Here is a 26,534-nt window from a genome sequence, read left to right on the forward strand (position 1 = left end):
AGAAACCTCTTAATTGCCTTTGGCTTTTTCAGCCCGCATGATCATCATCTTGGCCATCGCCAACACCACAAAGGTGATGACAAAAAGCAAGAAACCTAATGCAAACAGGGTGGAAAAGTGCAGGTTTTCGGCTTCACCAAACTCGTTGGCCAAAACAGATGCAATCGACGTACCTGGCGAAAACAAAGACGTAGGCATGCGGTTGGCGTTACCAATCACAAAAGTCACGGCCATGGTTTCACCCAGCGCACGACCCAAGCCCAGCATGACGCCACCAATCACACCCTTTTGGGTGTAAGGCAGCACCACTTGACGCACGACTTCCCAAGTCGTGCAACCCAAACCGTAAGCAGACTCGCGCAGGATGGACGGTGTGATTTCAAACACATCGCGCATCACCGCCGCAACGAATGGCAACACCATGAAGGCCAACACAATGCCTGCCGCCAAAATGCCCATGCCATTGGTCGCGCCACCAAACAAGAAACCAACCAAGGGCATGCCACCCAAGAGGCTCTGCAGCGGCACTTGTAAATGATCGGCAAACAAAGGCGCAAACACAAACAAACCAAACATGCCGTAAATGATGGACGGCACAGCCGCCAACAATTCAATCGATGTTCCCAATGGACGACGCAGCCACACGGGACAGGTCTCTGTCAAAAACACGGCCACGCCAAAGGCTAAAGGCACAGCCAATAAGAGCGCAATACTGGCGCTGGCCATCGTGCCCACAATGGCAATGGCAGCACCAAAATCTTCATTGATGATGTCCCACTCGACATGCCATAAAAAGTTAAAACCAAACTTTTGAAAAGTCGGCCATGCATTCACAAACAACGAAATGATGATGCCCGACAACGCTGCCAAGACCAACAAAGAAAAAGCTTGTGTGATGCGGTGAAAGAAGAAGTCTTGTGTGCGCTGCTTTTTTGCAACGGCCACCATGTCAGCACTGACGGCCTGACCTGACGCTTCTTCCATTAAATTTTGCGAGCTCATAACAGACCCTAAACTCATAAAAACACCCTACTTGCTAAAAACTAAAAAACCGCCGGCACTGATAACAAGGCCGACGGTGTTTATTAGCTCAAATCAAATTACTTTTGAATTTGTGTCCACACCTTGGCGCGGATTTGAGTGGTCAAGCTATCAGGCAAGGCAACGTAGTCTAGGTCTTGCGCCATTTTCTTGCCGTTGGTGAATGCCCAGTCAAAAAACTTGATGGCTTCAGCAGCTGAGGCTTTGTCCGTGGGTTGCTTGTACATCAAGATGAACGAAGCCGTGCTGATTGGCCAGCTGTTCGCGCCCTTGGCGTTGACCATGGACACGCCCATACCCGGCACGCTCATCCAGTCAGCACCCGCGGCTGCGGCGGCAAATGTCAAATCATCTGGGGCCACATACTTGCCATCGGCGTTTTGCAACTGCATGAAATTCATGTTGTTCTTTTTGACGTACGCGTATTCCACGTAGCCCAAAGAACCTTTGACACGGTTCACGTTCGCAGCAACGCCTTCGTTACCCTTGCCACCCACAGAAGAAGGCGCTGGCCACTTCACTGCGGCGCCCTTGCCGACCGTGGTTGACCAGTCTTTGCTGACAGAGGTCAAGTAGTCGGTGAAATTGAATGTGGTGCCCGAACCGTCCGCGCGGTGCACGATGGTGATGGCTTGGTCAGGCAATTTTTTGCCCGGGTTCAAGGCCGCAATCTTGGCATCGTTCCAGTTGGCAATCTTGCCCAAGAACATGTCAGCCAACACAGCACCTGTGACGCGCAACTCACCGGGCTTGAAGCCTTCCAAGTTCACCACAGGCACGGTACCGCCGATGATGGCGGGGAACTGCACCAAACCTTCTTTGTCCAAATCTTCACCCGACATAGGCGCGTCGGTTGCACCGAAAGTCACCGTTTTTGCTTTGATCTGGCGAATGCCGCCTGAAGAGCCAATGGATTGGTAGTTCAAACCATTGCCCGTTGCCGCTTTGTAGCCTTCAGCCCACTTGGCGTAAATCGGGAAAGGGAAAGTCGCACCAGCACCTGTGATGTCGGCGGCGAAAGCCGACCCCATCGCCAATGTCGCCATAGCAGCTGCAGCCACAGATTTGATGAAAGTTCGTTTGGAGCTCATGTGATTCCTTGCGTTGGTTAAAACTAACGTTACTTTAGCCAGCCATTGTGACGAAATCGTGACACATGTGACATATAAAAAGAAACTGGAGGTATGTTTTATTTCAATAATTCAATTATTATTGAAATATGAACACAGTACATGTAGAAACACAAGCCGTTGACGCACTCAGCGCCTTAGCCCAAGTGCAACGTTTACGGGCCTTTCGAGCCTTGGTTGTGGCTGGCGAGGACGGTCTCACACCCAGCAGCTTGGCCTCACAGCTTGAAATTGCACCCAGTGGCCTGTCGTTTCACCTGAAAGCGTTGAGCCATGCAGGTCTCGTCAGCGTGGAGTCCAGCGGGCGCAATCTCATCTATCGCGCGGCGTTCACACGCATGAACGAGTTACTCACCTACCTGACCCAAGACTGCTGCCAAGGCCAATCTTGCGCGGTGGTGCCTGAGGCAGCCAAAGCCTGCTGTTAATTTTTCAAAGGAAACGCCATGAACGTCGAACAATTTTTGAGCTTGCTTGAAGCTCATCCACATCAAAGCTTGCGCATTGTGTTGCCCAATGGCAAGGCGATCGCACCCCACTTTCACATCACCGAAGTGGGCCATGTGGTCAAAAATTTTATGGACTGTGGCGGCACGCTGCGCAAAACCGAAACTTGCTTGTTGCAAACATGGGTATTTGTAGACCTGCAACACCGCCTTGAAACAACCAAGCTGGCGCATGTTTTGCGCATCGCAGGCGATGTCTTGCCGTCCTTAGATTTACCTGTGGAAATCGAACACGAAGCAGGCGTGGTGTCGCAATACCCCGTGATCTCAGGCAGCAGCGATGGCCAAACCTTGACACTGACTACCGGCCTCAAGCACACCGCGTGTTTGGCCATGGACCTGTGCTGTGCGCCTGCAACGCAACCATCCGAAAAACCACGTATCAAAGCGGGTGCATGCTGCTCGCCCAAAAGTGGCTGCTGTTAAAGCTGCCAGACGTTTAACCCAACGCTCCTTCCAACTCATACAACTCGTCACATGACCACCTTAAACGTTCTCTTTTTATGCACCCACAACTCGGCACGCAGCATCTTGGCTGAAGCCCTGCTCAACCACATGGGCCACGGTGCCAGCGGCACCACATTCAAAGCATTTTCGGCTGGCAGCAGCCCGCGTGAAAACCAACAACCCAACCCACTGGGCCTGCAGGTGCTGCAATCGGCAGGCATCAACACCGAAGGTTTGCGCAGCAAAAACTGGGATGAGTTTGCCAAACCAGACGCACCACACATGGACTTGGTCATCACCGTTTGCGACAACGCTGCTGGCGAGGTCTGCCCCTATTGGCCCGGCCAGCCCGCGACAGCACACTGGGGCTATGCCGATCCGTCTGCCGTAGAAGGCACGGATGCAGATCGCTTGGAAGCGTTCAAACAAACTCTGCACATGATTCACCGTCGCCTTCAAATTTTGGTGGACTTGCCTGCAAACAAGTTGCAAAAAACCATGCTCCAACACACGGCACACCAACTCAGTCAGGATGCCCCATGAATTTCTTTGAACGCTACCTCACCGCTTGGGTGGCTTTGTGCATCGTCGTGGGCATTGCCTTGGGGCAATGGATACCTGACGTGTTTCAAACCATTGGCCGCTGGGAAGTGGCACAAGTCAATTTACCCGTAGGCGTGCTGATTTGGGTGATGATCATTCCGATGCTGGTCAAAGTCGACTTCAAAGCCCTGCATGAAGTTCGGCAACACATCAAAGGCATTGGCGTCACGTTGTTCGTCAACTGGCTGGTCAAACCTTTTTCAATGGCCGTGTTGGGGTGGTTTTTCATCCGCTATTTGTTTGCGCCTTGGCTGCCCGCAGATCAGCTTGACAGCTACATCGCTGGCCTGATTTTGTTAGCCGCAGCACCTTGCACCGCCATGGTGTTTGTGTGGAGCCGACTCACCCAAGGTCACCCGCTGTTCACGCTGTCACAAGTGGCCTTGAATGACGCCATCATGGTGGTCGCCTTCGCGCCACTGGTTGCGTTTTTGCTGGGTTTGTCCGCGATCACCGTGCCGTGGGACACCTTGCTGACCTCGGTGGTGCTCTACATCATCATTCCTGTGGTCTTGGCGCAACTTTGGCGTAAGGCCTTGTTGGCACGCGGCCAAGCGTATTTTGAAGTGGTCATGGCGAAAATTGGACCTTGGTCCATCACCGCCTTGCTGGCAACCTTGGTGTTGCTGTTTGCCTTTCAAGGTCAAGCCATTTTGAAACAGCCCTTGGTCATTGCCCTGCTGGCCGTGCCCATCTTGATCCAAGTGTTGTTCAACTCTGGCTTGGCCTATTTGCTCAACCGCGCCTTGGGTGAATCACACAATGTGGCAGGCCCTTCGGCCTTGATCGGCGCGTCCAACTTCTTTGAATTGGCTGTGGCTGCAGCCATCAGTTTGTTTGGCTTCGAATCAGGTGCCGCCTTAGCGACGGTGGTCGGCGTGCTGATTGAAGTGCCCGTGATGTTGCTCGTCGTCCAAGTGGTCAACCGCAGCAAAGGTTGGTACGAGCGCGCGTGAATCACCGAACACACCCCTCCTCTTCATCAGAGAAAACTCACATGTCTGCCATCACGATTTACCACAACCCCAAATGCGGCACCTCGCGCAACACACTCGCACTGATCCGCAACAGCGGTGAAGCGCCGAAGGTCATTCACTACCTTGAAACACCGCCGACGCGAGACACCTTGAAAGTGTTGATCACCGCCATGGGGCTGCCTGTTCGCGACATGATGCGCCGCAAAGAAGCCATCTACAGCGAACTGGATTTGGACAACTCCAAGTGGAACGATGAGGCATTGATTGACCACATGCTGGCACACCCCATTTTGATCAACCGCCCGATCGTGGTGACACCTTTGGGCACACGGCTGTGCCGTCCGTCAGAGTTGGTGCTCGACGTCTTGCCCCAACCCCAAAGGGCCGCCTTCAACAAGGAAGACGGCGAAGCGGTCGTAGACGCACAAGGGCAGCGCTTAAAAACCGCGCAGCGACTTTGATCCTCACGAAGACCAAACTGAAGTCCAGCCCAACAGCCATCCATCCAGCAAGGCCACTGCACATCCTGTCGCTAGGCGCTTAAGCGGACAAGGTGTCCGCAATGCGGCGGGCGCATGCGTTGGCCTGTGCCTCGTCACGCGCCTCCACCATCACACGCACCAAAGGCTCGGTACCACTGGCGCGAATCAGCACACGGCCTGTATCGCCCAACTCAGCCTCGGCTTTTTGTGTTTCTTCTTGTAAACGGGTGTTCGCCTTCCAGTCTTGACCAGGGCGCAAACGCACGTTGATCAGAGTCTGCGGGAACAAGGTCACGTCCTTGAGCAGATCGGCCATGGTGCGGCCACTGCGCACGCAAGTTTGCAAAACTTGCAAGGCACTGATCAAGCCATCACCGGTGGTGTGTTTGTCCAAGGCCAACAAATGGCCAGAGCCCTCGCCACCCAAAATCCAACCGTGTTTGGCCAACTCTTCCAGCACATAGCGGTCACCCACTTTGGCGCGCACAAATTGAACGCCACGTTTTTTCAACGCGACTTCAACGGCCATGTTGGTCATGAGTGTGCCCACCACACCCGGCACAACCTCGTCTTTGGCCAAGCGGTCGTCAGCCATCAAATACAACAGCTCATCGCCATTGAACAAGCGGCCTTGCGCATCGACCATTTGCAAGCGATCGGCATCGCCATCCAGCGCCACACCAAAGTCAGCATGGTTGGCTTTGACTGAGCGCACCAAGGCATCAGGATGGGTGGCACCCACTTCGTGGTTGATGTTGACGCCATCAGGGCTGCAACCGATGGCAATCACCTCGGCGCCCAACTCGTGGAACACTTTCGGTGCGATGTGATAAGCCGCGCCGTGCGCAGCATCGACCACGATTTTGAGGCCCTTGAGCGTCAGATCGTTGGAGAAGGTGCTTTTGCAAAACTCAATGTAGCGGCCTGCGGCATCGTCCAAGCGGCGGGTTTTGCCCAAGTTGGCCGAATCGACCCAAACGGGGGTTTCGTCGAGTGCGGCCTCCACGGCAAGCTCCCAAGCGTCATCCAACTTGGTGCCTTTGGCGCTGAAAAACTTGATGCCGTTGTCTGCAAACGGGTTATGGCTGGCACTGATGACCACGCCCAAACTGGCCCGTTGCGCGCGCGTGAGGTAAGCCACCCCTGGCGTCGGCAAAGGGCCAAGCAACACCACGTTCACGCCAGCCGAGTTAAAGCCAGACTCCAACGCCGACTCCAACATGTAGCCCGAAATGCGCGTGTCTTTGCCAATCAACACCGTGGGGTGTGCTTCGGTTTGCTTGAGCACGCGCCCCACGGCATGCGCCAAGCGCAACACAAAATCAGGGGTGATGGGCGCTTGACCCACGGTGCCGCGGATGCCATCTGTTCCAAAGTATTGACGTGTCATGGTGATTTATTCTTGGTGTATTGATGAGTAATTGTCGCAAACAAGTGCACTTTTTTGAGGCGTAGGTGCGAATTAAGCGGCGCTAAGACGTGCCGCTTGCCACACCTTCAACGCCTGAACCGTTTGCGCCACATCATGCACCCGCACAATGCGCGCCCCTCGCTCGACTGCCAACAACGCAGCCGCCACGCTAGGCACCAAACGCTCGCCCGCGTCGCAGCCAGTCACCGCACCCAGCGATGATTTGCGAGACCAACCCACCAGCAATGGATAACCCAGTGCCATCAATGTCGATTGCGCCGACAAGAGCTCAAAGTTTTGTGCCACGGTTTTGCCAAACCCAACACCTGGGTCCAACGCAATGCGTGCAGCCACCACACCCGCCGCTTGAAGCTGATGGGCGCAGTCGTTCAAGAACTGTGACACAGACGCTATGACTGAGCCCGTCATGGGCAAGGTTTGCATGGTCTGTGGCTCGCCATGCATGTGCATCACGCACACGCCACAGCTGGGGTGAGACGCAATGACCGACACAGCGCCTGGCTGCCGCAAAGCCCAAATGTCATTGATGATGTCTGCCCCGGCATCCAACACGGCTTGCATGACCTGAGGTTTGTACGTGTCGACCGACACGGGTACGTTCAAGCGCACCGCCTCGCGCACCACGGGCAAGACTCGGGCGAGTTCGTCGTCGAGTGAGACAGCTTTGGCACCTGGACGGGTGGACTCACCACCAATGTCCAAGATATTGGCCCCGTCTTTGAGCAATTGCTCGCAATGCGCCAAAGGTGCATAGCGACCGCCATCTGAAAAAGAATCAGGCGTGACGTTGACGATGCCCATGACTTGGGGCTGGGTCAAGTCAATCTGAAAACGAGAGGTTTGCCAAAACATAGAGAGGTCCATGAAAAACGGGGCTGACGCCCCGTTGTTATCTTCTGTCCATTTGACCGCTTAAGCAGCAGAAGGAGAAGGCTCAGTCTGCACTGCGGGTGTGCCACCGCTGCCATCGCCTGATGGTGGTTTGCTGCGAGGTGCCCAATCTTTGGGCGGACGTGGCTCGCGCCCCGCCATGATGTCGTCCAACTGCTCGGTGTCAATGGTTTCCCATTCCAACAAAGCTTTGGCCATGGCGTGCATCTTGTCGGCGTTCTCTTCGATCAAGCGACGGGCTAAGGTGTACTGCGTGTCAATGATGCTGCGCACTTCCATGTCCACCTTTTGCATGGTGGCCTCGGACATGTTGGTGGTTTTGGTCACGGAACGACCCAAAAACACTTCGCCTTCATTTTCAGCATAGACCATGGGGCCCAAAGCCTGCGTCATGCCGTAGCGCATCACCATGTCACGGGCGATGGAGGTCGCACGCTCAAAGTCGTTGCTGGCACCAGTGGTCATTTGGTTCATGAACACTTCTTCCGCAATACGGCCACCAAACAACATGCTGATTTGATTCAGCATGAATTCCTTGTCGTAGCTGTAGCGGTCTTGCGCGGGCAAGCTCATGGTCACGCCCAAGGCACGGCCACGCGGAATGATGGTTACTTTGTGAACGGGGTCGCACTTGGGCAACAACTTGCCAATCAAAGCGTGACCCGACTCGTGATAAGCCGTGTTGCGACGTTCTTCTTCGGGCATGACCATGCTCTTGCGCTCAGGGCCCATCAAAATTTTGTCTTTGGCCTTTTCGAAGTCGACCATTTCGACCACGCGCGCATTGCGACGGGCGGCCATCAAAGCGGCTTCGTTGCACAAGTTGGCCAAATCAGCGCCGCTCATGCCGGGCGTGCCGCGGGCAATGATGCTGGCATTCACGTCCTGACCGATGGGCACTTTACGCATGTGCACATTCAAAATTTGTTCGCGACCACGGATGTCCGGCAAGGTCACGTAGACCTGACGGTCAAAGCGACCTGGGCGCAACAACGCAGCATCCAAAATGTCAGGACGGTTGGTCGCAGCGACCACGATGACACCGAGGTTGGTTTCGAAACCATCCATCTCGACCAGCATTTGGTTCAAAGTTTGTTCGCGCTCGTCGTTGCCACCGCCCAAGCCTGCACCACGTTGACGACCCACGGCATCGATCTCGTCGATGAAGATGATGCAAGGCGCATTTTTCTTGGCGTTTTCAAACATGTCGCGCACGCGGGCTGCGCCCACGCCCACAAACATTTCGACGAAATCAGAACCTGAAATGCTAAAGAATGGCACTTTGGCTTCGCCAGCGATGCCTTTGGCCAACAAAGTTTTACCGGTACCGGGAGGTCCTACCAACAGCAAACCGCGCGGAATACGACCGCCCAGTTTTTGAAATTTCTGTGGATCTTTCAAGAAGTCCACAACCTCTTTGACTTCTTCTTTGGCCTCATCGCAACCCGCCACGTCGGCAAACGTCACGGTGTTGTTGTTCTCGTCGAGCATGCGTGCTTTGCTTTTGCCAAAGCTAAACGCCCCGCCCTTGCCGCCGCCTTGCATTTGGCGCATGAAGTACACCCAAACGCCAATCAACAGCAACATGGGGCCCCAGCTGACCAGCAAGGTCATCAAGAGCGAGCCTTCTTCGCGGGGCTTGACATCAAACTTGACGCCGTTGGCGATCAAGTCACCCACCAAACCGCGATCCAAGTAGGTGGCTGTCGTGCGCAGTTTGCGCTCGTCATTGGTGACGGCCACAATTTCTGTGCCGCCAGAACCTTCTTGGATGGTGGCAGTTTTGATGCGCTTGGCACGAACTTCTTCTAGGAAGTCTGAGTAGCCCACATAGCCATTGCCTGCGCTAGGACGTGTTTCAAATTGCTTGAACACGGTGAACAGCACCAAGGCGATCACCAACCAAACTGCGACTTTTGAGAACCATTGATTGTTCAATGTGGGCTCCGAAATAAAAAGAGATACAAGACGTATCAGTTGGGCTAGATTTTAGGCTTTTCAAGCGCTGATAAATATTTACCTGCACGATTCAGCCTTGCAAGGCTCAAGGATTAGCAAGATTGCGGTGCTTGAGGCCCATACCAATTAAAAAGGTTTCACTTGATTTGTCCCGACTGGCCTTGGGCTTGATGGGCTTGACCACGCGAAACGTGCTTTTGAAAAGATTGACCAAATCGCTGTAGCCACTGCCATGAAAAAGCTTGACGACCAAAGCGCCATCGTCTTTGAGATGCTTTTGTGCGAAATCGACGGCCAACTCAATCAAGTGGGCAATGCGTGTCGCATCGGTCGATTCAATGCCCGTGAGGTTGGGCGCCATGTCTGACACCACCACGTCCACGATACGGCCTTGCAGGGCCGCTTCCAGCTGCGCCAAGACCTCTTCCTCACGGAAATCCCCTTGAATGAACGTGACATCTTCCACGGGCTCCATGGACAAAATATCCAGACCAATGATCGTGCCGTTCAACGTTCCTGCCGCAGCGCCTGCGGGCGACATGCGACGACGGAGATATTGGCACCACGCCCCCGGTGCACAGCCCAAGTCCACCACCACGTTACCCGGTTTGATGAGGCTGAGTTGCTCGTCAATTTCTTTGAGCTTGTAAGCCGCACGGGCTCGGTAGCCTTCTTTTTGGGCCAGCTTGACGTAGGTATCGTTCACATGGTCGTTTAACCATGTTTTGTTGACCTTTTTGCTTTTAGTTTTAGCTTTCAATTCATACCTTTAAGCGAGCGGGGATAATACCCCCATGTCTGCAATACAACTCACACCTGCTCAACGCAAAATTCACCGTGCCGAAGCGCACCATCTCGACCCCGTCGTGATGATCGGCAACGATGGTTTGACGCCCGCCGTTCTCAAAGAAGCCGAGATGGCGCTGAATGCCCACGGTCTCATCAAAATTCGCGTGCTTGGCGATGACCGCCCTGCCCGCGAAGCCATGTTCCTCGCTTTGGCAGACCAACTCAACGCCGCACCGATTCAACACATCGGCAAACTCTTTGTCTTGTGGCGCCCCAAGTCAGACAAAGTTCGCGATGACGCCGACGAGGACCGCATGGCAGGTCCACGCGACGTGAAGGTACTGAAGTACAGCAAACGTGGCGGACAGCGCCCTGAAGTCAAAACACTGCGCGTTTTGGGCAATCAACGCCTGACCTCTGGCGGCCAAGTCAAACGTGCAAAGCCTAAGAAAATTTCGATCAAGAAACGCAGCTTGAGTTAACCCACTTTTTGCGATCTTGAACAACAAGGGCATTCACATGAATGCCCTTTTTTCATGTGGCAATGATCTGTGTTTTGGTTTCGCTCAGCTGCCATAAAGCCTTAGCGGCACACACACATTGCATCAAATAAAACGCACTGCCAAGGTTGTGCCAAAGCATCAGATTTTCTCGCGCCACGATATGCGGAGCCACCGCAAGCTCCAACAACAACGCCAACAACACACCACCCACCACCCAAATTGAAGGGGTATGCGCGGCATCTTTGGCATCACGTCTCGCCGCCAAGAGCAAAAGAAGACCACATGCCACGGACAACCAACTCTGCGCGGTGAACAACTTGGCCGCCATGCGACCCGCGATCGCAGGCGTTTCCAAATGCACAAACAGCAGCGGCACAACGATGAAGCCAACCACCATCAAACTGCCCCACCACAGCGCTGCTAAAAAGATTTGCAAACGCGCCATGGTGCAAGATCAGATGTACGAGACGGTCACAATCTCGTAGCGCTTGACGCCACCCGGCGCCTGCACTTCAGCCACATCACCCTCTTCTTTGCCAATCAAGGCTCGCGCAATCGGGCTGCTGATGTTGACCAAGCCAAGTTTCAAATCGGCTTCGTCTTCACCCACGATTTGGTAGGTCACTTTGTCGCCGGAATCTTCATCTTCCAACGACACAGTGGCACCAAACACCACGCGTCCACCCGCATCCAACTCAGACGGGTCAATGATTTGAGCCACCGACAGCTTGCCTTCAACTTCTTGAATGCGGCCTTCGATGAAACCTTGACGATCTTTGGCAGCATCGTATTCGGCGTTTTCGCTCAAGTCACCTTGTGCACGCGCCTCGGCGATGGCATTGATCACAGCGGGACGCTCAACCGTTTTGAGTTTGTGCAACTCGTCTTTGAGCTTCTCTGAACCGCGTTTGGTAATAGGAATAGTGGCCATGGTCTTTTTCTAATCTGGCTGCTTAAGCCGTCAGTTGCGCGTGCATTTCCTGCACAGAAATGACATCCAACTGGTCCATGTACTTCATCCCCTCAACAGCCGCTTCTGCGCCCGCAATGGTGGTGAAGGTCGTCACACGGTTGAGCAATGCCGAAGTGCGGATGTGACGTGAATCGGCAATCGCATTGCGACGCTCTTCCACTGTGTTGATGACCAACACCACTTCGTTGTTTTTGATCATGTCCACGATGTGGGGACGACCTTCGGTCACCTTGTTGACCGTGGCACAAACCACACCAGCAGCATTGATCGCATTGGCCGTGCCTTTGGTGGCAATCAAAGCAAAGCCTTGTGCGACCAATTGACGCGCCACTTCGATGGCACGCGGCTTGTCATTGTTCTTGACCGAAATGAACACCTTGCCCGATGGCGAGCCGTCGGCCTTGGTTGGGCGTGGCAGCTTGGTGCCTGCGCCCAATTGGCTCTTCACAAAGGCTTCACCAAAGGTCTTGCCCACGCCCATGACTTCACCGGTCGACTTCATCTCGGGGCCGAGGATGGTGTCCACACCGGGGAACTTCACGAACGGGAAAACCGCTTCTTTCACGCTGAAATAAGGTGGCGTGACTTCTTGGGTGATGCCTTGCGATGCCAGCGTCTGGCCCGCCATGCAGCGTGCTGCCACCTTGGCCAACTGGATGCCCGTGGCTTTGGAAACATAAGGCACGGTGCGTGAAGCGCGGGGATTCACTTCCAACACGTAAATCACGTCTTTGCCGTCGACATGCTGGATGGCGAACTGCACGTTCATCAGACCCACCACGTTCAGAGCACCGGCCATCGCGGCCGATTGGCGCTTGAGTTCGGTCACGGTTTCAGCCGACAAAGAATACGGCGGCAAGGAGCAAGCCGAATCACCGCTGTGCACACCCGCTTGCTCAATGTGTTCCATCACGCCGCCGATGAAGGTCTTGCCTTCGGGGTCGCGCAGACAGTCCACATCGCACTCGATGGCGTCGTTCAGGAAACGGTCCAACAACACGGGCGAGTCGTGCGACACCTTGACCGCTTCGCGCATGTAGCGCTCCAGGTCACGTTGTTCGTGCACGATTTCCATGGCACGGCCGCCCAGCACGTAGCTGGGGCGCACGACCAAGGGGTAACCCAAAGCAGCGGCTTTTTCCAAAGCTTCTGGCTCGGTGCGAGCGGTGGCATTGGGGGGTTGGCGCAGACCGAGGTCTTGAAGCAATTTCTGGAATCGCTCGCGGTCTTCGGCCGCGTCGATCATGTCTGGGCTGGTGCCGATGATGGGCACGCCGGCCGCTTCCAAGTCCAAAGCCAACTTCAAAGGCGTTTGACCGCCGTATTGAACAATGACGCCGGTAGGCTTTTCCTTGTCGACGATTTCGAGCACGTCTTCCAAGGTGACAGGCTCGAAGTACAAGCGATCCGAGGTGTCGTAATCGGTCGACACGGTCTCGGGGTTGCAGTTGACCATGATGGTTTCGTAACCGTCTTCGCGCATGGCGAGAGCCGCGTGCACGCAGCAGTAGTCGAACTCAATGCCTTGGCCGATGCGGTTCGGGCCACCACCCAAGACCATGATTTTCTTGTTGGTCGTCGGCTCGGCTTCACACTCGGCGTCGCCCAAGCCGAAGGTGTTGCCATTACCTTCGTAGCACGAGTACATGTACGCGGTGTCGGTAGAGAACTCGGCCGCGCAGGTGTCCACACGCTTGTAAACGGGACGGATGTTCAGGGCATGGCGGCGCGCACGCACCACATGCTCGGTGGTCTTCAGCAACTTGGCCAGGCGGCGGTCCGAGAAGCCTTTCTTCTTGAGCGCACGCAACTCTTCGGCGGTGATGGCTTCCAGCGTGGTGGTTTCAAGTTCCAGCTCGATCTTCACGATCTCTTCGATCTGCACCAGGAACCAAGGGTCGATCTTGGTCAAGGCAAACACCTCGTCCACACTCAAGCCCATGGCGAATGCATCACCCACGTACCAGATGCGCTCGGGACCGGGCTCACCCAGTTCTTTCTCGAGTACTTCGCGGTCTTGGGTTTTTTCGTTCATGCCGTCCACGCCGACTTCCAGACCGCGCAGGGCTTTCTGGAAGGACTCCTGGAAGGTACGGCCCATGGCCATCACCTCGCCCACCGATTTCATTTGGGTGGTCAGGCGGCTGTCAGCGGTGGGGAACTTCTCAAATGCAAAACGTGGGATCTTGGTGACCACGTAATCGATCGAGGGCTCGAACGAAGCGGGCGTTGCACCGCCTGTGATTTCGTTGCGCAGCTCGTCGAGCGTGTAGCCCACCGCCAGCTTGGCCGCGACTTTCGCAATTGGGAAACCCGTGGCTTTGGACGCCAAAGCCGATGAACGCGACACGCGTGGGTTCATCTCGATGACAACCATGCGGCCATCTTTGGGGTTGATCGAAAACTGCACGTTCGAGCCGCCCGTGTCCACACCGATCTCGCGGAGCACCGCCAAAGACGCGTTGCGCAAGATCTGATATTCCTTGTCGGTCAACGTCTGTGCAGGTGCCACGGTGATGGAATCACCCGTGTGCACGCCCATGGGGTCCAAGTTTTCGATCGAGCAGATGATGATGCAGTTGTCCGCCTTGTCGCGAACCACTTCCATCTCATACTCTTTCCAGCCGAGCAAGGACTCTTCAATCAGCAACTCGGTGGTGGGCGAAGCCTCCAGACCGCGCTTGCAAATGACTTCGAATTCTTCGGGGTTGTAGGCAATGCCGCCACCCGTGCCGCCCAGCGTGAAGCTGGGGCGAATGACCGTGGGGAAACCCAAGGTCTTTTGCACATCCCACGCTTCATCCATGCTGTGGGCGATGCCGGAGCGGGCCGATCCCAGACCGATCTTGGTCATGGCGTCTTTGAACTTCAAGCGGTCTTCGGCTTTGTCGATGGCTTCAGGCGTGGCGCCAATCAGTTCGACCTTGTACTTTTCGAGCACGCCGTTGTGCCACAGGTCCAAAGCGCAGTTCAGCGCAGTCTGGCCGCCCATGGTGGGCAAGATCGCATCGGGGCGCTCTTTGGCGATGATCTTCTCGACCGTCTGCCAAGTGATGGGCTCGATGTAGGTGACGTCGGCCGTGGCCGGGTCGGTCATGATCGTGGCGGGGTTGCTGTTGATCAGGATGACTTTGTAACCCTCTTCGCGCAGGGCCTTGCAGGCCTGCACGCCGGAGTAGTCGAACTCGCAAGCCTGACCGATGATGATCGGGCCTGCGCCAATGATGAGGATGCTTTTGAGGTCGGTGCGCTTAGGCATTATTTTGTCTCCATCAAGTTGATGAAGCGGTCAAAGAGGTAAGCAATGTCGTGCGGGCCGGGCGATGCTTCGGGGTGGCCCTGGAAGCAAAACGCGGGCTTGTCGGTGCGGGCCAAGCCCTGCAAGGTGCCGTCAAACAAAGACACGTGGGTGGCACGCAAGTTGGCGGGCAAGGTCTTTTCATCCACCGCAAAACCGTGGTTTTGGCTGGTGATAGACACGCGCCCTGTGTCGAGTTCTTTCACAGGGTGGTTGGCACCGTGGTGGCCGAACTTCATCTTGAAGGTTTTGGCGCCACTGGCCAAGGCCATGATCTGATGACCCAGGCAAATGCCGAAGGTCGGGATGCCGGTTTCAATCAACTCGGCCGCCGCCGCAATCGCGTAGTCGCAAGGCTGTGGGTCGCCAGGGCCGTTGGACAAGAAGATACCGTCAGGGTTGTGCTTGAGCACGTCAGCCGCCGATGTTTTGGCGGGCACCACCGTCACTTGACAGCCGCGCTCAGCCAACATACGCAAAATATTTTTCTTCACGCCAAAGTCATAGGCGACCACGTGAAATTTTGGGGCAGCCAAAGTGCCGTAGCCCTGACCCAACACCCACTCAGTTTCGGTCCAGTCGTAAGACTCAGACACGGTGACTTTTTGAGCCAAATCGAGACCAGACATCGAAGGCGCAGCTTGTGCGGCGGCCACCGCTTGGTCAATCAAAGCTTGGGTCACTTGCTGACCTTGCGCTAAGCCCAAGATGGCACCGTTTTGGGCACCTTGGGTACGCAGCAAGCGCGTCAGTTGACGGGTGTCGATGTTGGCAATCGCGACCGTGCCTGCATCGACCAAATAGGCAGACAAGGTTTGGTTTGAGCGGAAGTTGCTTGCGATCAAAGGCAAATCTTTGATGATCAAGCCAGCAGCATGGACTTTGTCAGCTTCGATGTCTTCCACGTTGACGCCATAGTTGCCGATGTGCGGGTACGTCAAAGTGACGATCTGCTGGCAATAGCTGGGGTCAGTGAGGATTTCCTGATAGCCGGTGAGTGAGGTGTTGAACACCACTTCGCCGACTGTGGAGCCTGAGGCTCCGATCGAGTTGCCGATAAAGACCGTGCCGTCTGCGAGCGCCAGAATGGCGGGCGGGAAGGTTCCCTGAAGAGACAAAAGCACTGGGTTCTCCGGAATAGTTCGGGTACGCCTCAGCGCTCACAAGAGAATGTCTTCTCTTTGGCTGCTTTGTTCGAGGAATTTGCCTAGTTTTGGCTGGGGCGTACAGGTTGATGCGGGAAAGCCTCTTATTATATCCGAGGCACTGGTTTTCCCCAGTGTTTGCCCGCCTTAATCCACCAAATGACAGGTCGCGCTGGCGTGCAAGCAAATGGCGGCGGCGGCGGCCACATTGAGCGACTCCTCACCGCCGGGCTGCGCGATTCGCACCGCCAACTCAGCGCGCTGTGCCAACTCAGGCGATACGCCCTGCCCTTCGTGCCCCATCAGCCACGCGCAAGGCATAGGCAACTTGGCTTGTGCCAACAACGTGTGCAAAAAAGGCCCTTGGTGCGAACTGGTTGCAACCCATGGAATGTCTAGCGCCTGCAGCGCCTCTGGCGACAAACCCTCGACCAAATGCAACCCAAAATGCGCGCCCATCCCTGCACGTAGCACCTTGGGCGACCACAATGCCGCCGTCCCCTTGATCGCCAACACTTGCCCAAACCCAAACGCGGAGGCGCTGCGCAAAATGGAGCCCACATTGCCCGCATCTTGCACGCGGTCTAGCACCACGGTCGCCATTTGAGGCTGCACCACTTGGGTGGTGGGCGTGGCCAAAATAAACCCCATCCGCGCGGGAGACTCAAGGCTGCTGATTTCTGCAAACAGCGCATCGGGCAAAACGGTGTTGCGCTCTGCAGCACGCGTCCACGCTAAAGGTGCTGTCGCCCATTGGGACTCTGCAAATACCGCATGCTCAGGCTTGACGCCACGGGTGAGCGCGGCACGACACAGATGATCGCCTTCCAGCCACACGCGTCCGAGCTTGCGGTAGGCCGAACTGTCTTGCGACAAACGGCGCAACTCTTTCACCAAGGGGTTGTCGCGCGAGGTAATCAGATTCATGTCAAAACTTTGGTGACGGGCGAAAACGTGGTGCGATGCCAAGGCGTCGCGCCGTGGGTTTGCAGCGCCAACAAATGTGCGGCGGTGCCATAGCCTTTGTGACTGTCGAACCCATACATCGGATACTCGGCGTGCAGCTGCACGCACCAACGATCACGATGCACTTTCGCCAAAATAGAAGCCGCAGAAATAGCCGGCACTTTGCTATCGCCTTTGACGATGGCCTCAGCCAACACATCCAAAACTGGCAGACGATTACCGTCGACCAGCACTTTGTGGGGTTTCAAGCGTAAGCCCTCCACCGCACGGCGCATCGCCAACAGGGTGGCCTGCAAAATATTCAAGGTGTCGATTTCTTCAACGCTGGCTTCGGCAACACAAAAACAAAGCGCTTTGGCACGAATTTCGTCGTACAAACGCTCGCGTTTGAGAGGTGTGAGTTTTTTGGAATCTGCCAAACCAAGGATGGGATTTTGGTCATCCAAAATCACGGCCGCTGCCACGACGGGGCCTGCCAGCGGGCCGCGTCCAGCCTCATCGACACCCGCCATCAAACCGGGGGCATCCCAAATGAGCGGTGCTTGTTCAGCGCGCAAGAACTTTTTCGATCGCATGTGCCGCCAGTGCGGAAGTGTCGCGACGCAGGCTGTCATGCAGCACTGCAAAGCGTCGTTGAACATCGGCCATGGCAGCGGGATGATCCAACCACTGCAGCACCTCGTGCGCCATCGCGTCAGGCGTTGCCGCCTCTTGAAGCAACTCTGGCACCACAAAGTCTTGGCTCAAAATATTGGGCAAGCCCACCCAAGGCTGCAACTTCTTGCGCTGCATGATTTGCCAACTCAGCCAGTTCATGTTGTACGCAATCACCATGGGGCGCTTGAACAGTGCCGCCTCCAGCGTCGCGGTGCCGCTGGCAATCAAAGTCACGTCACATGCGGCCAAGGCGGCATGTGACTGACCATTCAACAGCAGAAGATTGGGCACAGGGCCCACCTCTTTCGAAATCGCGTCAATGCGTGCGCGCAACGCGGGCATCGCGGGCAGCACAAAGTGCAAGCCAGGCTGGCGTTGGGCCATGCGTTGCGCAGCTTGCAAAAAGCGACGCGCCAAATACTCAATTTCTGAGCTGCGGCTGCCTGGCAACAAGGCCACCACCGTCGCCTCTTGAGGAAGCCCTAATGCGGTTCGCGCAGCCACGCGGTCGACAACATCTGGAATGGTTTGAGCCAAAGGATGGCCGACGTAAGTTGCAGCAATGCCATGTTGGGCCAACAAGGCTTCCTCAAACGGAAAAATGCACAACACATGGTCAACGCTTTGACGGATTTTTTCGACCCGATCTGCACGCCACGCCCAAATGGAAGGACACACAAAGTGCACAGCAGGAATACCTGCGCCTTTGAGGTCACGCTCTAAATCAAGGTTGAAATCAGGCGCATCCACACCGATGAAAGCGCTCGGTGGGTTGGCCAGTAGGCGATCACGCAACTGGCGACGAATGCCCACAATTTCGCGGTAATGACGCAGCACCTCGACGTAGCCACGCACCGCTAATTTTTCGTAAGGCCACCAAGGCTCAAAGCCTTGGGACGCCATGCGGGGGCCACCAATGCCCGCGCTTTGCATGTCTGGCCATTTTTGGCGCATGCCGCCCAAGAGCAAACCTGCCAACAAATCACCCGAAGCCTCGCCTGCGACCAGCGAGAAAGACAAAGCCCCAGCCATGAAATTTAGCGAATGATGCCGCGTTGCGGCGATGTGTGGTCCAAGAAATCCAGCATCATGGCCACATCGGCGGCAGCTTCTGGTTTTTCTTGGGTAAGCGCAGCAATGCGCTCTTTGGCTTTGTCCAGCGTCAAATCGTCGCGGTACAAGGCCTTGTGCATGGCCTTCACGGCACTGATGCGCTCCGCAGAAAAACCACGACGGCGCAAACCCTCAAAGTTCATCGAACGTGGCTCGGCGGGTTGACCTTGGCACATGACGAAAGGCGGCACATCGGCAAACAACAACGAGTGCATGGCCGAAAAGCTGTGCGCACCAATGCGCACAAATTGGTGCACCACCGTGAAGCCGCCCAAGATCACCCAGTCCCCCACATGCACATGGCCTGCCAGCTGCGCACTATTGGCGAAGATGGTGTGGTTGCCCACCACGCAGTCGTGCGCCAAGTGGACGTAGGCCATGATCCAGTTGTCGTTTCCGACTTGGGTCACACCGGCATCACCAGGTGAACCAATGTTGAACGTACAAAACTCACGGATGGTGTTGCGGTCGCCAATGATCAACTCACAAGGCTCGCCCGCATACTTTTTGTCTTGCGGAATAGCGCCCAAGGAGTTGAACTGAAAAATACGGTTGTCTTGACCAATCGTGGTGTGACCTTCGATCACGCAGTGCGGCCCGACCGTCGTGCCAGCACCAATGCGCACATGCGGGCCAATGATGGTGTACGGCCCCACCTGCACCGAGCTGTCCAACTCGGCTTTGGGATCGACCAGTGCGGTCGCGTGGATGTTGCTCATCGTCTGTGTAGGGCTTGTCAGATTAGGCAATGGCGCGCATGGTGCACATCAGCTCGGCTTCGGTGGCGATCACATCACCCACTTTGGCGCGTGCTTTGAATTTGAAGATGCCAGCTTTCATGCGGTCCAACTCGACTTCCAAGGTCAACTGATCGCCGGGTTCGACGGGGCGCTTGAAGCGTGCACCGTCAATGCCTGCGAAGTAATACACGGTTTTGTCATCGGGGGCAGCACCTAAAGTGTCAAACGCCAACAAAGCGGCGGCTTGTGCCAAAGCTTCCAAAATCAACACACCGGGCATGACCGGGTGGTGCGGGAAATGGCCACTGAAAAATGGCTCGTTCATGGTCACGTTTTTGAGCGCCTTGATGCTTTTGCCTTTTTCCAACTCCAACACGCGGTCGACCAACAAGAACGGGTAACGGTGAGGCAACTGCTTCAAGATTTGATGGATGTCCATGCTCATTTTTTTTGACTTTCTAAAGCTGATTCAAGAGATTTGATGCGGTCACGCAAACGGTGCAACTGACGCAAAGTCGCGGCATTTTTCTCCCACGACGCATTGTCGTCGATGGGAAACACACCACTGTATTGACCGGGCTGTCGAATTGATCGCATGACCACTGAGGCTGCAGAAATGTGCACGCCATCGGCCAATTGCAAATGCCCCAGCACCACCGCCCCACCGCCTACGGTGCAATTTGCACCAATGCGCGCGCTGCCTGCGACACCGGCGCATCCAGCCATCGCGGTGTTCGCGCCTACGTGCACGTTGTGACCGATTTGCACCAAGTTGTCGAGTTTGACGCCGTCTTCCAGCACCGTGTCATCCAAGGCTCCGCGATCAATGCAGGTGTTGGCGCCAATTTCGACATCGTTGCCAATGTGCACAGCACCCAGTTGCTCAATTTTTTCCCAGCGTCCTTCAAACATGGCGAAACCAAAACCATCGGCACCAATCACCACGCCCGCGTGGATGATGCAGCGTTCGCCAATGTGGCAATCTTCGCCGACGGTGATACCGGATTTAAGCCACGTATTGGCACCGATATGCACGCCCCGCTCCACCACGCAGAGCGGACCTATTCGTGCGGTCGCGTGCACAGAAGCGCTGGGGTGGATGACCGCACTGGGGTGCACCAAGGGTGCATCGTCTTTGGGCAAATGCTGACGCCAGAGCTGGGTCAAGCGTGCAAAGTAGTGATAAGGGTTGTCTGCCACGATCATGGCGGTGCGAGTGTCAGTACTCGCTTCCACTGCCGGCGACACAATCACACAGCCCGCCTGTGTGGTGGCGAGTTGTGACTGGTATTTGGGATTGCTTAAAAAACTCAGCGCATCGACTTGCGCAGTGTCAAGCGGTGCGAGTTTTTGAATCAGGTGCTGAGGATCGCCAACGAGGCGACCACCCAAACTTTCGATGATCTGGCCGAGACTCAGTGCCACGGCAGCTTATTTGGCAGCGTTGATGACCTTGAGCACTTTGTCGGTGATGTCGTGCTTGGGGTTGATGTAAACGGCTTCTTGCAAAACGAGGTCGAACTTTTCAGTTTCAGCCACTTGCTTGATCACGCGATTGGCACGCTCAAGCACTTGTTGAAACTCTTCGTTTTTACGCGCATTCAGTTCTTCTTGGAACTCACGACGCTTGCGCTGCAACTCGCGGTCTTGCTCGCCCAATTGTTTCTGGCGAGACAAGCGTTGCGACTCCGACAAAGTCGGCGCTTCACGCTCGAATTTTTCAGCAGACGATTTCAGGTTGTTACCAAACTCAATCAGGTCTTTGTCGCGCTTGGCGAATTCCTGCTCCAACTTGGCTTGCGCTTGTTTGGCAGTATTGGCCTCTTTGAAGATTCTGTCGGTATTGATAAATCCGATGCGAATTTCTTCAGCTTGCACGCTGAATGCGGCCAAGCCCAAGGCGAGGGTCAAAGAAAGGTGGCGAAAAAACGTGTTCATCAGAAGGATGTCCCGATCTGGAATTGCAATCTTTGGATTCTATCGCCTGTAAAGGAGCGTGCAGGACGTGCCCAAGCAAAACGCAAAGGGCCCATGGGTGATACCCAACTCAAGCCCACACCATATGAGCTGCGCAGCTCACTCAGCTGGATTTTGTCGTACTCACCAAACACGTTACCCATGTCATAGAAACCATACAAACGTAAGCTTCGATCATTGCCAGCACCTGGGAATGGCAACAAGAACTCGCTGTTGAGCGTGACCTTTTTGGCGCCACCGCTCACGATGCCAGATGGGTCACGGTGACCCAAGGTGCCTTGTTCAAAACCACGCACCGAGCCTAAGCCACCTGAGTAGTAATTTTTAAACACAGGGAATGGTTGGCCTTGCAGGCCTTTACCCAAGCCGAAATCAGCATTGAAGGCAAAGGTGTATTGCTTGCTCAAGGGGAAATATTGCTGGTATTGCGCCCCAAACTTCGCATAACGGGTGTCACCCGCCAAACCTGTTTCGCTGTTGAGGCGAATGAACTTGCCATTCGTCGGATTCAAATAACTGTCGCGACTGTCACGCGCCCAGCCCACCGTCAGAGGCACGGTGTGGGTGGTGTAACCAAACTGATAGGCGTATTTCAAATACGAGTCAGGCAAGTTGGTGCCCGGCACAATTTGCGTTTGCTCCAAAGAGGCGCCTACAAAAATGCGATCTAACTCACTGAACGGGACGCCAAAACGAATACCCGTACCTGACGTGACCAAGCGATAGTCACCGCCCTGCTCCACGTAAGGTCGGCTGGAACGGTGGTAGTACTCAAAGGTGCGTGACACACCGTCTTCGGTGAAATACGGGTCGGTCGTGTTGATCACGTAGTACTGGTTGAACTTGCTGGTACTGACTTGCAGCCCCAAGTTTTGTCCACTGCCAAACACGTTGTCTTGCTGAATACCAAATGAGAACGTGACTTTTTCTGCACTTGAAAAACCAGCACCCAAGGTCAACATGCCCGTGGGTTTTTCAACCACGTTCACATTCAAATCCACTTGATCTTGAGACGCCGCCACCTCTTGGGTATCGACTTCCACATCTTTGAAATAACCCAAACGGTTCACACGGTCACGCGACAGACGAATGCGCTCGCCGTCGTACCACGAAGACTCCATTTGACGGAACTCACGACGCACGATCTGGTCGCGCGTGCGGTTGTTGCCCACGATGTTGATGCGGCGTACATAGGCGCGACGCGACGGATCAGCGACCAACACCAACTTCACGCGGTTGGTGCTGCGATCAATGTCAGGACGCACCTCGGTGCGGGCAAATGCAAACCCAAAATTACCAAAATACTCGTTGAATGCTTTGGTGGTCTTGGCCACGTCGTCTGCGTTGTAAGGCTTGCCGGGCTTGATCTCGATCAAAGATTTGAACTCGTCGTCTTTGCCCAAGTAGTAGCCATCCAAAGCCACCTCCGACACCACAAAGCGGTCACCCTCGGTGACGTTGATGGTGATGGAAATGTCTTGTTTGTTCGGTGAAATCGCCACTTGCGTGGAGTCCACACGGAACTCCAAGTAACCACGCGACAAATACCAAGCGCGCAAAGTTTCAAGATCTGCATTGAGCTTGGTGCGGGAGTAACGGTCGGACTTGGTGTACCAACTCAGCCAGTTGCCTGTGCCTTGGTCGAATTGATCCAACAATTTGGATTCACCAAAGGCTTGCGCACCGACGATGCGCATTTCCTTGATTTTGGCCAAATCACCCTCGACCACCGTAAATGACAAGTTCACACGGTTGCGGTCAACCGGTGTGATGGTGGTGATGATTTCCGCGCCGTACAAACTGCGATTCACATACTGGCGCTTGAGTTCTTGCTCAGCACGATCCGCCAAGGCTTTGTCAAACGGACGGCCCTCAGCCAGTCCGATATCACGCAAGGCTTTGCGCAACACATCTTTGTCAAACTCTTTGGTGCCGATGAACTCAACGGTCGCAATGTTGGGGCGCTCTTCAACGATCAACACCAACTCATCGCCATTGACTTCAATGCGCACGTCTTTGAACAAACCCAAAGCAAACAAACTGCGAATGGCAGCCGCGCCTTTTTCGTCGGTGTAGTCATCGCCCACGCGAAACGGAATTGAGGCAAAAACGGTGCCTGGCTCAATGCGCTGCAAGCCTTCGACACGGATGTCACGCACCTTGAAAGGATCAACCGCCCACACATTGAAGGCCAATGCAGAACCCAATACAAGCGCTGCAGCGCAGGACAAGGGGGAGCGACGGAATCGAGGAAGTGGATGGGTCATGAACTGAAAACTCAAAGGCCTTGGGGTTGTTGTGTAGGGGGACTTAACTCAGCCAGCCCAAGCGAACCACGTCGTTAAAAAGAGAAAAAGCCATCAGTGCCATCAGCACCGCCATGCCTGCACTTTGCAGGATCTCTAACCATCGTGGCGAGGGGGGATGCCCCGTGAAAGCCTCATAAAGATAATACAACAGGTGCCCGCCATCCAAGACCGGCAACGGCAAGAGATTGAACACGCCGAGGCTCACGCTGAGCAAAGCCAAATACGCCAAATACGGTGCCAAACCGACACTGGCAGAACGCCCCGCATAGTCAGCCATGCTCAGCGGGCCGCTGAGGTTGTCGAGTGAGGCGCGCCCCGTGATCAAGCGCCCAATCATGTCTAAGGTCAGGTGCGAAACTTCCCACGTTCGGTGTACAGCCCGAAGCAAGCCGTCCATCAGCCCGTATTGCATCCAAATTTTCTGCGGGGCCTCGCCCACCTGGGCACCAATGCGCCCCACAAACTCAGCGCCTTCGGCCACGCGATCGGGCGTCACCGCGATGTGCAAAACGCCCTGCCCTGCACGTTGAATGTCCCAAATTTGCTCAGCCATCGCGTCAGCATCTTGTGCACGCGCACTCGCGCGCACTGTCGCGCGCAAAGCGACCGCATCGTCGACCACGCGCCCGTTGATGCGCAACACCTCATCGCCACGTTGCAAGCCCGCTTGTTTGGCTGCGCCGTTGGGTTGCAAGTCACCCAGAACCGCCCGACTCCACGCGCCCACCAAACCCAAATCTTGCAAACCTGCGGCCGCGTTGCTCGTGCCCTCTTGGGCGGGAGGTGGCATCAAGGACACCGTGTGCGAGCTTGTACGAGCCATGGGTTGCACATCCAACACAAGACCTGTCGCCGTGTGATCTTGCTGCATCAGCCACCAGCGCAGTTGCTCCATGGAGCCGATGTCTTGCATAGACGCACCGTCTACGCCAGCACGCAACACCAAATCGCCACTTTTCAAGCCCGCTAACTCCGCAGAAGAGCCCGCCACAGGCGTGGCCAACAACGCTCGGGTTTCGTATTGCCCAAGCCAAAAGGTGGCGGCATACAAAGCCAGTGCCAACAAGAAATTCGCCAGAGGACCGGCCGAGACAATGGCCGCACGGGCCCACAAAGGCTGGCGATCCAAAGCCATCGCGGCATCGGCAGGCGTCAACGCCTCTTCAGAGGCATCCAACATCTTGACGAAGCCACCCAAGGGAATGAGGCTGATGACAAATTCGGTGTCTTGACCTGGGTAAGGACGACTGGATTTCCAACGCATCAAAGGCTTGCCAAAACCAATCGAAAACGTCAGCACCTTCACGCCACATGCCACAGCCACCCGATAGTGGCCCCACTCATGCACGGTGATGAGTAGCCCCAAACCGAGCAAAAAGGCGAGCACGGTCATGGCAAAGCCAAGCGATGAATTTCGTCTTGCGCAACAGCGCGAGCTTGTGCATCCAACGCCAACAAATCCTCTAAATGGTGGGGAGCATCAAACGTCATGCGAGACAAACAATTCAAATTCAGGTGATGAATTTGGTCAAAGCGAATTTGACGATCAAGAAACGCGGCCACGGCGACCTCATTGGCTGCGTTCAACACCGCCGTGGTGCCGCGCGGTCCACGCAACGCATGCCAAGCCAAATGAATGCCCGCAAAACGCTCGGGATGGCCATGGTCGTCCAAAGCTTCAAAGGTCATCGCCGACAAAGCGTGAAAGTCGAGTGCCTCTGCGCCAGACACCATGCGCTCAGGCCAACTCAAACCATAGGCAATGGGCACACGCATGTCAGGCGTGCCCAGCTGCGCCACCACGGAGTTGTCGCGGTACTGCACCATGGAGTGAATGATGCTTTGAGGATGAATCACCACCTCCAAACGCTCAGGCGACAAGCCAAACAAATAGCGCGCCTCAATCACCTCTAAGGCCTTGTTCATCATGGTGGCCGAATCGACCGAGATTTTTCGCCCCATCACCCAATTCGGGTGAGCGCAGGCTTGCTCGGGCGTGACGTCTTTCAACGTGGCCAATTCACGGGTGCGAAACGGCCCCCCCGAGGCGGTGAGAATGATTTTGGCCACCCGTGCGTCCCAAGTGGCTGGATCTTCGGGCAAGGATTGAAAAATGGCAGAGTGCTCGCTGTCGATCGGCAGCAGCGTGGCGCCGCCGTCTTTCACCGCGTCTAAAAAAACCTCAGCACCAACCACCAAAGCCTCTTTGTTGGCCAGCAACAAACGCTTACCGCTGCGGGCCGCGGCCAAGCAAGGCGATAAACCTGCAGCCCCCACGATGGCGGCCATCACCGCATCGACTTGCGCGTGGGCAGACACCTCATCCAGCGCTGCAGCACCGCTGAGCACTTGCACACTCAAGCCCTCTGCACGCACTTTGTCTTGCAACTGCTTCGCGGCTTCTGGCTGCACCATCACCGCAAAGCGGGGTTTGAATTGCGCGCATTGGCGCAACATCAAGTCAACTTGGGTGGCGCCACTGAGCGCAAAAACTTCAAATCGATCGGGATGACGTGCGATCACATCGAGCGTATTGGTGCCAATCGAACCGGTCGATCCCAGCACCGTGATGCGTTGCGGCATAGCGCCTCCGTGA

General features: G+C 55.5%; 26 protein-coding genes. 6 read left to right on the plus strand and 20 right to left on the minus strand.

The genetic code is table 11. The features are described from left to right. Positions 1-9: 9 nt before the first annotated feature. Both pstC and pstS read right to left on the minus strand, forming a co-directional pair. On the minus strand, positions 10-1,002 hold the full coding sequence (gene pstC, locus C5F52_RS06965; RefSeq protein ID WP_236657763.1) for a phosphate ABC transporter permease subunit PstC: 993 nt from the start codon (positions 1,000-1,002) through the stop codon (positions 10-12). Between the two features lie 98 nt (positions 1,003-1,100). Then, positions 1,101-2,132: a phosphate ABC transporter substrate-binding protein PstS gene (pstS, locus tag C5F52_RS06970; protein WP_104797599.1), complete on the minus strand. Its 1,032-nt coding sequence runs from the start codon at positions 2,130-2,132 to the stop codon at positions 1,101-1,103. A 128-nt stretch (positions 2,133-2,260) separates the two neighbouring features. Here pstS and C5F52_RS06975 point away from each other — a divergent pair, with 128 nt between their 5' ends. From C5F52_RS06975 to arsC, 5 genes are read left to right on the plus strand one after another with little or no spacing between them, the layout of a single operon-like run. After that, complete coding sequence (locus tag C5F52_RS06975; RefSeq protein WP_104797600.1) at positions 2,261-2,599, plus strand: helix-turn-helix transcriptional regulator; 339 nt, start codon at positions 2,261-2,263, stop codon at positions 2,597-2,599. A gap of 18 nt (positions 2,600-2,617) precedes the next feature. After that, the gene (locus C5F52_RS06980) at positions 2,618-3,103 is read left to right on the plus strand and encodes a DUF6428 family protein (RefSeq protein ID WP_201746975.1); all 486 of its coding nucleotides are present in this window, start codon (positions 2,618-2,620) and stop codon (positions 3,101-3,103) included. 51 nt (positions 3,104-3,154) lie between these two features. Then, the gene (locus C5F52_RS06985; protein ID WP_104797601.1) at positions 3,155-3,667 is read left to right on the plus strand and encodes an arsenate reductase ArsC; all 513 of its coding nucleotides are present in this window, start codon (positions 3,155-3,157) and stop codon (positions 3,665-3,667) included. Further along, positions 3,664-4,683: an ACR3 family arsenite efflux transporter gene (arsB, locus tag C5F52_RS06990; protein ID WP_104797602.1), complete on the plus strand. Its 1,020-nt coding sequence runs from the start codon at positions 3,664-3,666 to the stop codon at positions 4,681-4,683. The genes C5F52_RS06985 and arsB overlap by 4 nt, the downstream gene beginning before the upstream one ends. A gap of 41 nt (positions 4,684-4,724) precedes the next feature. After that, the gene (gene arsC, locus C5F52_RS06995; protein WP_104797603.1) at positions 4,725-5,165 is read left to right on the plus strand and encodes an arsenate reductase (glutaredoxin); all 441 of its coding nucleotides are present in this window, start codon (positions 4,725-4,727) and stop codon (positions 5,163-5,165) included. A gap of 79 nt (positions 5,166-5,244) precedes the next feature. Here arsC and glmM read toward each other — a convergent pair whose 3' ends face one another. The 4 genes from glmM to C5F52_RS07015 all read right to left on the minus strand — a co-directional run bounded on the left by glmM (position 5,245) and on the right by C5F52_RS07015 (position 10,228). After that, a complete protein-coding gene (glmM, locus tag C5F52_RS07000; protein ID WP_104797604.1) occupies positions 5,245-6,576 on the minus strand; it encodes a phosphoglucosamine mutase in 1,332 nt (443 codons plus the stop codon). Positions 6,577-6,648: 72 nt separating this feature from the next. Further along, entirely contained in the window at positions 6,649-7,470 is an 822-nt protein-coding gene (folP, locus tag C5F52_RS07005) for a dihydropteroate synthase (protein ID WP_104797605.1), read from the minus strand. A 60-nt stretch (positions 7,471-7,530) separates the two neighbouring features. Then, positions 7,531-9,447 (minus strand): ATP-dependent zinc metalloprotease FtsH, encoded by a 1,917-nt coding sequence (gene ftsH / locus C5F52_RS07010; protein ID WP_104797606.1) that lies wholly within the window; start codon positions 9,445-9,447, stop codon positions 7,531-7,533. A 106-nt stretch (positions 9,448-9,553) separates the two neighbouring features. Further along, positions 9,554-10,228: an RlmE family RNA methyltransferase gene (locus tag C5F52_RS07015; RefSeq protein ID WP_104797607.1), complete on the minus strand. Its 675-nt coding sequence runs from the start codon at positions 10,226-10,228 to the stop codon at positions 9,554-9,556. Between the two features lie 34 nt (positions 10,229-10,262). Between C5F52_RS07015 and C5F52_RS07020 the strand changes: the two genes are divergently transcribed. Continuing rightward, positions 10,263-10,739 carry a YhbY family RNA-binding protein gene (locus C5F52_RS07020; RefSeq protein WP_104797608.1) on the plus strand — a complete coding sequence of 159 codons (477 nt, stop codon included), beginning with the start codon at positions 10,263-10,265 and terminating at the stop codon, positions 10,737-10,739. Positions 10,740-10,791: 52 nt separating this feature from the next. Here C5F52_RS07020 and C5F52_RS07025 read toward each other — a convergent pair whose 3' ends face one another. The 14 genes from C5F52_RS07025 to ispC all read right to left on the minus strand — a co-directional run bounded on the left by C5F52_RS07025 (position 10,792) and on the right by ispC (position 26,521). Next, the gene (locus C5F52_RS07025; protein WP_104797609.1) at positions 10,792-11,205 is read right to left on the minus strand and encodes a DUF4149 domain-containing protein; all 414 of its coding nucleotides are present in this window, start codon (positions 11,203-11,205) and stop codon (positions 10,792-10,794) included. A 9-nt stretch (positions 11,206-11,214) separates the two neighbouring features. Beyond that, positions 11,215-11,691, minus strand: a complete 477-nt coding sequence (gene greA, locus C5F52_RS07030; RefSeq protein ID WP_104797610.1) for a transcription elongation factor GreA — start codon at positions 11,689-11,691, stop codon at positions 11,215-11,217. A 22-nt stretch (positions 11,692-11,713) separates the two neighbouring features. Continuing rightward, a complete protein-coding gene (gene carB, locus C5F52_RS07035; RefSeq protein WP_104797611.1) occupies positions 11,714-14,992 on the minus strand; it encodes a carbamoyl-phosphate synthase large subunit in 3,279 nt (1,092 codons plus the stop codon). Continuing rightward, positions 14,992-16,155 carry a glutamine-hydrolyzing carbamoyl-phosphate synthase small subunit gene (carA, locus tag C5F52_RS07040; protein ID WP_201746976.1) on the minus strand — a complete coding sequence of 388 codons (1,164 nt, stop codon included), beginning with the start codon at positions 16,153-16,155 and terminating at the stop codon, positions 14,992-14,994. The genes carB and carA overlap by 1 nt, the downstream gene beginning before the upstream one ends. Before the next feature lie 168 nt (positions 16,156-16,323). Continuing rightward, positions 16,324-17,103, minus strand: coding sequence for an RNA methyltransferase (locus tag C5F52_RS07045; protein WP_104797612.1), 780 nt, complete (start codon positions 17,101-17,103; stop codon positions 16,324-16,326). Further along, positions 17,100-17,717, minus strand: a complete 618-nt coding sequence (gene rnhB / locus C5F52_RS07050) for a ribonuclease HII (RefSeq protein ID WP_104797613.1) — start codon at positions 17,715-17,717, stop codon at positions 17,100-17,102. Before rnhB ends, C5F52_RS07045 begins: the two co-directional genes overlap by 4 nt. Next, the gene (gene lpxB / locus C5F52_RS07055; RefSeq protein WP_201746977.1) at positions 17,689-18,831 is read right to left on the minus strand and encodes a lipid-A-disaccharide synthase; all 1,143 of its coding nucleotides are present in this window, start codon (positions 18,829-18,831) and stop codon (positions 17,689-17,691) included. Before lpxB ends, rnhB begins: the two co-directional genes overlap by 29 nt. 5 nt (positions 18,832-18,836) lie before the next feature. Then, positions 18,837-19,631 carry an acyl-ACP--UDP-N-acetylglucosamine O-acyltransferase gene (gene lpxA, locus C5F52_RS07060; RefSeq protein WP_104797614.1) on the minus strand — a complete coding sequence of 265 codons (795 nt, stop codon included), beginning with the start codon at positions 19,629-19,631 and terminating at the stop codon, positions 18,837-18,839. Positions 19,632-19,653: 22 nt separating this feature from the next. Next, entirely contained in the window at positions 19,654-20,091 is a 438-nt protein-coding gene (gene fabZ, locus C5F52_RS07065) for a 3-hydroxyacyl-ACP dehydratase FabZ (protein WP_100132276.1), read from the minus strand. Positions 20,092-20,093: 2 nt separating this feature from the next. After that, entirely contained in the window at positions 20,094-21,077 is a 984-nt protein-coding gene (lpxD, locus tag C5F52_RS07070) for a UDP-3-O-(3-hydroxymyristoyl)glucosamine N-acyltransferase (RefSeq protein ID WP_104797615.1), read from the minus strand. Between the two features lie 6 nt (positions 21,078-21,083). Next, complete coding sequence (locus tag C5F52_RS07075; protein WP_104797616.1) at positions 21,084-21,590, minus strand: OmpH family outer membrane protein; 507 nt, start codon at positions 21,588-21,590, stop codon at positions 21,084-21,086. Beyond that, entirely contained in the window at positions 21,590-23,896 is a 2,307-nt protein-coding gene (bamA, locus tag C5F52_RS07080) for an outer membrane protein assembly factor BamA (protein ID WP_104797617.1), read from the minus strand. Before bamA ends, C5F52_RS07075 begins: the two co-directional genes overlap by 1 nt. Before the next feature lie 43 nt (positions 23,897-23,939). Beyond that, positions 23,940-25,331 carry an RIP metalloprotease RseP gene (rseP, locus tag C5F52_RS07085; protein WP_104797618.1) on the minus strand — a complete coding sequence of 464 codons (1,392 nt, stop codon included), beginning with the start codon at positions 25,329-25,331 and terminating at the stop codon, positions 23,940-23,942. After that, the gene (ispC, locus tag C5F52_RS07090; protein ID WP_104797619.1) at positions 25,328-26,521 is read right to left on the minus strand and encodes a 1-deoxy-D-xylulose-5-phosphate reductoisomerase; all 1,194 of its coding nucleotides are present in this window, start codon (positions 26,519-26,521) and stop codon (positions 25,328-25,330) included. Before ispC ends, rseP begins: the two co-directional genes overlap by 4 nt. Positions 26,522-26,534 lie beyond the last annotated feature (13 nt).

This window comes from Limnohabitans sp. TS-CS-82, from assembly GCF_002943475.1.